8 protein-coding genes are annotated in these 5,798 nt (G+C 48.9%); 5 read left to right on the top strand and 3 right to left on the bottom strand.

Translation table 11 applies throughout. The features are described from left to right. Positions 1 to 103 precede the first annotated feature (103 nt). Complete coding sequence (locus AC0QH1_RS09935) at positions 104 to 802, top strand: P1/P2 acidic ribosomal protein (protein ID WP_324630922.1); 699 nt, start codon at positions 104 to 106, stop codon at positions 800 to 802. A 298-nt stretch (positions 803 to 1,100) separates the two neighbouring features. Beyond that, positions 1,101 to 2,720 carry a hemolysin family protein gene (locus AC0QH1_RS09930; protein ID WP_324630924.1) on the top strand — a complete coding sequence of 540 codons (1,620 nt, stop codon included), beginning with the start codon at positions 1,101 to 1,103 and terminating at the stop codon, positions 2,718 to 2,720. A 27-nt stretch (positions 2,721 to 2,747) separates the two neighbouring features. On the opposite strand, the gene AC0QH1_RS09925 is transcribed toward AC0QH1_RS09930, so the two are convergent. Together AC0QH1_RS09925 and AC0QH1_RS09920 are read right to left on the bottom strand one after the other, a co-directional pair. After that, complete coding sequence (locus tag AC0QH1_RS09925; RefSeq protein ID WP_324630923.1) at positions 2,748 to 2,903, bottom strand: ribbon-helix-helix protein, CopG family; 156 nt, start codon at positions 2,901 to 2,903, stop codon at positions 2,748 to 2,750. Between the two features lie 250 nt (positions 2,904 to 3,153). After that, positions 3,154 to 3,318: a hypothetical protein gene (locus AC0QH1_RS09920; RefSeq protein WP_324630921.1), complete on the bottom strand. Its 165-nt coding sequence runs from the start codon at positions 3,316 to 3,318 to the stop codon at positions 3,154 to 3,156. Between the two features lie 616 nt (positions 3,319 to 3,934). Here AC0QH1_RS09920 and AC0QH1_RS09915 point away from each other — a divergent pair. Further along, on the top strand, positions 3,935 to 4,162 hold the full coding sequence (locus AC0QH1_RS09915) for a hypothetical protein (RefSeq protein ID WP_324630920.1): 228 nt from the start codon (positions 3,935 to 3,937) through the stop codon (positions 4,160 to 4,162). Between the two features lie 14 nt (positions 4,163 to 4,176). Here the strand turns inward: AC0QH1_RS09915 and AC0QH1_RS09910 are convergent, their stop codons facing one another. Further along, positions 4,177 to 4,311, bottom strand: a complete 135-nt coding sequence (locus AC0QH1_RS09910) for a hypothetical protein (RefSeq protein ID WP_324630919.1) — start codon at positions 4,309 to 4,311, stop codon at positions 4,177 to 4,179. 99 nt (positions 4,312 to 4,410) lie between these two features. Between AC0QH1_RS09910 and AC0QH1_RS09905 the strand changes: the two genes are divergently transcribed. Together AC0QH1_RS09905 and AC0QH1_RS09900 are read left to right on the top strand one after the other, a co-directional pair. Beyond that, positions 4,411 to 4,725: a DUF1816 domain-containing protein gene (locus tag AC0QH1_RS09905; RefSeq protein WP_324630918.1), complete on the top strand. Its 315-nt coding sequence runs from the start codon at positions 4,411 to 4,413 to the stop codon at positions 4,723 to 4,725. A gap of 156 nt (positions 4,726 to 4,881) precedes the next feature. Further along, positions 4,882 to 5,544, top strand: coding sequence for a pentapeptide repeat-containing protein (locus AC0QH1_RS09900; protein WP_324630917.1), 663 nt, complete (start codon positions 4,882 to 4,884; stop codon positions 5,542 to 5,544). Positions 5,545 to 5,798 lie beyond the last annotated feature (254 nt).

The raw sequence follows: 5,798 nt of genomic DNA, 5'->3' as shown, positions 1-5,798 counted from the left end.
CACACCCAATTCTCAATATAGTTTTGACGGCGGCTAAAGCCGCACGTTCGTTTTTCCTCCCCCGGCTAAAGCACGGGAGTTTCCAAACATATCGGAGGCTACTATGAAACTCAATCCTACGATCGTTTTAACCTTTTTGTTGTTAAGCATGATGCTCATTGCTGGTGGAACCAGTGCGCGGTGGGGATTAACCCTAGGGACTCAAGCCCTAAAAGAGGTAACGCAGCCCGACATTCGTCCGACTACGGCAAATGCGGGGGATTCCAACTCCAGCAAGATCGAGGAGGGCAAAGGAATCAAGTTATTAGAGGAAAAAAAGATTGTCGAGCAGGTGAAGGCGATAAGAGAGGGGAAAGTGCCCCCCCCGGCGGAGGCAAAGCCCCAACCGAAAGCGCAAGCGGAGTCACAGGGCACAACAGCCAACGCCGATAGCGAAGCCAAGGAAGAGAAAAAAGACGATCGCTTTCCGATGGCGAGTGCCGATGGCGACGTGAACCTAGAAGTGGGGGGGGTGAAAAAGCAAAACGGCTCCCTCGAGTTAGAGGTGACGCTGAAAAATTCCGGGTCGCGATCGGTGCAGTTTCTCTACAGCTTTTTAAACGTCACCGACGATCGCGGGCGATCGCTCAGTGCGACTACCGAGGGACTACCGGGAGAACTTCCCCCCAACGATCGCGCGTATAGCGGCACCGTGACCATTCCCACGGCGTTATTGGAAAACGCGCAAAAACTCTCTTTGACCCTGACAGACTATCCGGATCGGCAATTGCAGCTCGAACTCTCGGACATCCCAATTAATTGATCCACTCAGGCGATCGCATGGCGGGGTGAAGGGGAGAATGACAAATTGAGCAGTTTTGCAGTGAAAATTGAGCAGTCCGATTGGCTCAATTTTCCACTTTTCAGCCTCAATTTTTCTCCCCTTCGCCCTTTCAATTTTTTTCTAAAATGATACCGTTTTTAATGTTTTAGTCGGGGAATTAAATGACCCTCACGTTTCGATTAACTCTCGATTTTAAACCGTTACAAGATGAAGATTTCTGGTGCGTTCTCTAAGCTTATTTTTACTGGTATGGATAGTTGCCTTTGGTGTCGTTGGACTGGAGGCTGGTAGCGCTTTGGTCACTCAAGTTCCTGTGGAAACCGCCCATACTTGGCAAGATCTGCTCCTGCGGTTGTTCTCCGTTTTTGCGCTGATTGCCATCAATGCCTTTTTTGTTACCACAGAATTTGCGATGGTGTCCGTGCGGCGATCGCGCATCAATCAGCTTGCGGAAAGCGGCGATTTACAAGCAAAAACGGTGCAGCACCTACAGCGCAACATCGATCGCCTCCTCTCCACCACCCAACTGGGTATCACTCTCTCGAGTCTCGCCCTCGGTTGGATTGGCGAAAATACGATGGCAGTCTTAGTGGCCAGTTGGATGCGCCAATGGCCCCTAGAGCAAAATATCAAGCAGCTCATCGCCCATTCTCTGGCAATTCCGGTGGCTTTTTTATTAGTTGCCTATTTGCAAATTGTTTTGGGAGAACTCTGCCCGAAATCCATCGCCTTGCTTTACGCCGAGCAACTGGCCCGCTGGTTAGGACCGCTCAGTTTGGCGATCGCGCGATTTTTCAATCCCTTTATCTGGATTTTAAACCAATCCACCCGCTGGTTGTTGCGTTTGGGGGGCATTCGTTACAACCCGCGCGCCTGGTCCAGTCGCGTCACGCCAGAAGAGTTGCAACTGATTATCGCTACAGAACGCGAATCTACGGGATTGGAGGCGGAAGAGCGAGAACTGCTCAATAACGTCTTTGAATTTGGCGATGTGTCCGCCAACGAGGTGATGGTTCCGCGTACCAGCATTCGCGCCATTCCCTACGATGCGACCTTTCAAACCTTGGTGGATGAAGTGGTCAGCAGCACTCACTCGCGCTATCCGGTGATTGGAGAATCCTTAGACGATATTCGCGGGATTATTTATTTCAAACAACTCGCCGAACCCTTGGCCCGGGGTATCCTCACTCCTGACACGCCGATCGCCGCTTGGATCCGACCCGCGCGCTTCGTTCCGGAATATACCCCCTTGAGCGAATTGCTCCCGATCATGCAGCGATCGGAACGGGCAATGGTGATGGTGGTGGACGAATTTGGCGGCACTGCCGGATTAATCACCATTAACGATTTAGTGGCCCAAATTATTGGAGATAGTCCCGAAATCGAAAACCGAGAAGCATTAAGCGTGCAAATGCTCGACGATCGCACTTTTCTCGTCCAAGCGCAAATTCACCTGGAAGAAGTAAACGAAATCCTCAATCTGGATTTTCCTTTAATCGATGACTACCAAACTCTCGGTGGTTTTGTACTCTACCAATTCCAAAAAATACCGGTTGAAGGAGAAGTTCTTCACTACGATAATCTCGAACTTACCGTGGTCTCCGCAGAAGGGCCGCGATTAAATCAAATTCGCATTCATCGCCGCGAACCTGCTAGTTTTTCCCCCGAAGATTTGGAACCGTTGGACAGTTTTGAAACCCAGGAGGGGGAACCGCCATCCTCTGAATCCCCTTTGGGACTTGATGAGGATGAACGGCTTTCCCCCCACGGGCAATCTGATGCCGATCGAGAGCGATCGCCCCGGGAAGAACCCGAACTGGGATTTGACGATCGGGCAAGCCCCTCCTCCCGGGAAGAACCTGACCAGGGATTCGATGAGGATGGACGCTCGGAATAAACCACGCCCGTTTTGTTTGGGCAGCAATTACGCAGGAGCCTCCTCTGAGTGTTCTGCACCTTTCTTTGGTTTGGGCATTCTCTTGATATAGTCTCGAATCACTTCTGACATTGAAAGTTCGCGCCGATCCGCTTCTGCTTTCAATCTATCTAATTCTTGGCTATTTAGCCGAATTCGAAGCATATAATCTCTAGCCATGTCGTTCTTATCGTTGCTACAACTATTCTAGGATAGCAATTTCAAAGATAAAATGACAACAAACCTAAGAAGGATGCTGGATTAAATTATTCGGTGAATTTCTGCCTTTTGGCAGGAATTTGCCGATCGCTGATGTTGAATTGTTGCGGAAAAAGTCCCTTGATTCCCATCGGTGCGATCGCCTGCACCATTGAAGTGGGAGCAACCGTTTGCCCTCGGAGCTTTTAACAACTCCTCAATCTAGCGATCGCCTCACCCCCACTCCCGCTTCCGCTTCTCGGTCGATTTCATCCCCTTCTCGACCCACAAGCTTTTTTACCGATTTTTCCACCCCACCATTGACGGAGACTTGGATCCGTCCGAATTCCCCTGCTTTGCCCCTCCCACCTTCCCGCAGCATGACCCCTAAACCTTCCTCTCCGAGCCGGTTTTTTGAGCCAATTTATACCCCAGTTCGGATGTGGCGCGGGTCTTCTCCTCTCTATCAAATTGTTCCGAAAAAATCTGAAATTTTTGTTAAATTTTCCAGCGGATTTCTAAAGTTTATCCTAAAAAAAAAATATTGCGAATCTTTCTATGATATAGTGAAGCTGAAGGTAAAGGTTCGGCAACGAAACAGGAGAAATTTGTCATTGACACTCCTCCACTACCCCGCAAGGAAGGTCGGTAAAATCACGGACTAAAAATGGGGAAATTCAAAGCTTCCGTGGTTGATGGCATAAAAATCAGAAGGGTCTAAAACTTCAGCATTGTCGCGTTTAATCTTGATTCGAGCAACAAATTCTGGCTTTCGGGTTCTGTAACTCGACTCCACCGGGCAGCGATCGCCTCAAACTCTGGGCTTAATATTTCTTTAACCCCTACGGAGTTTGAATGCAGCACGGCTTCATAATTATTTACAAAAAAATCTGGCGATTCTACCCAAATTGAGCGATTCCTTACCAAACATCTTCATGTTTGCGATCTAATCTCGAAGGTAGATGTAACAAAAGGGGAAATTCACCCCTAACCCTGCCATGAGCGATCCAATTGTTCTGGAAAACATGAATGTTTTAAATCGATTTTGCCAGGGGTGTCACGCCGACACCGAAACGGTTGCAGCGTGCCAATACCACGAAATCGACGATCGCCTGCCTTGTGAGGGGTGGTGGATCGAAGATCGTCTGTTTCCCAATCGCTTTAGACCGGCTTGGGAAACCCCAAAATCCCCGGAGGATCCCTTGTGGACGGAAATCCTCCGGTAAGGATAAACCCAATCCTATGATGGCGATCGCCTCGGTTCACAACCCGAGCAAAACGCGGATCGCCTCCGATCCGCGTGCATCATATCGGCGATCGCGGCAGTTTTCTCCCCCGGAAAACCACCGGTGAGCGATCGCCCCAGGAATGCCATCCCCACAATTTTCCTAAATTTTTGCAGAACCTACAGCCCATCCAACACAGCTATCTGACCGAAATTAGCAGTGTTCTTGTCGCAAGAGGGATCGATAGTATGAACTCAACGAACACCACAAAAAGGAACCAGGGCGAAGTGGGCTGGTGGGTAGAAATTGTCACCCAGTCTCCTTTTTGTACCTACTATTTTGGCGCTTTTGACACCCTAGATCGAGCTGAATTCGCCAAATCTTGTTACGTAGAAGCCTTAGAGCAAGACGGCGCTTGCGGAATTTCCACTCGCGTACAGCAAGGCTCACCGGCGAACCTATCCCACTTTGAAGATGAATGGAGAGAAAGTTCTGTCGTCATTATCCCACCCACAATTAAATGGCGCTTTGGCTCTCAGCACCGCCAGGAATTGAGTCGCTAATTAATCGAAATCAATCCGCAGCGCGGCTATTGCCTCCTAGCTTTATCGCTCGAAAATTCGCTAATAAAATCCTACCAGCATGTTATCTCTGAATTGAAAACCCTATCGGATCGTTCATCTTCCGTTTCACTACACCATACAATTGAAGAGGAAAATATGGTTAGAAAAAATTGTGAAGTTCTCAACCAATATGCCTTGGGAAACCGAGATTTTTGTCAAATTAATCTCTCTCGCAGCACTCTACAGGGCGCAGACTTGAGCGGAAGCGATTTGCGGCGCGCTTCTTTAGTAGGAGCAGACTTGCGAAATGCCTGTTTGAAGGAAACCAAACTCACCGGCGCGGATTTAATGGGTGCGGATTTGCGGGGAGCTTGTTTGGAAAATGCAGACTTGGGACTGGCAGATTTGACTCAAAGCGAACTGCAAAATGCCAATCTGAAAGGAGCGAATTTGACTGGCGCAATCCTCACAAAAGCCAACCTCACAAATGCAACGCTCACAGGAGCGGTGATGTGGCGAGCCATGCTGATGGGCGCAATCCTCAAGGGTGCAAATCTGCATGGAGCAATTTTAATTAAAGCTATCTTACTCCAAGCCAATTTGAATGAGGCAAATCTCAGTGGGGCGAATCTGGCAGAAGCTAGGGTAATGGATGCGGAAATGGCAAACACGAATTTCACCGAGACGATTATGCCCGATGGCAAGTTCTACAAGCTCGATCGCGAAGAACTCTGGAGCAAGCGATCGCCCAAATTCTTCATCAATTGCCAGCCTCCTTTCAACCCCAATATTAGTAACATAAGACAAGGCGTGGGTTAATCCCACTGAGGCAAACGTCCTTCAGCGCCTTTCTCTCTCCCCGATAGCTAGTTCGCGATCGCCAAACTCCTGCCCGCAAAAAACATTGCAGTGAAACACTTGCTAGGCGGGTTTGTCACTGCCATAAATTACATAGACCCAAATAGGTAAACCTAGGGTTCTCCCTCCCTCGGCTGATTACCACATTTTTATTCATTTGTCAAGCCGTCGGCAAAAATCTCGGAAAAAATTTGGGTGCGATGGGGTAATTTTTT

The organism is Phormidium sp. CCY1219 (assembly GCF_055795085.1).
This window is presented reverse-complemented; position numbering and strand designations above follow the sequence as displayed.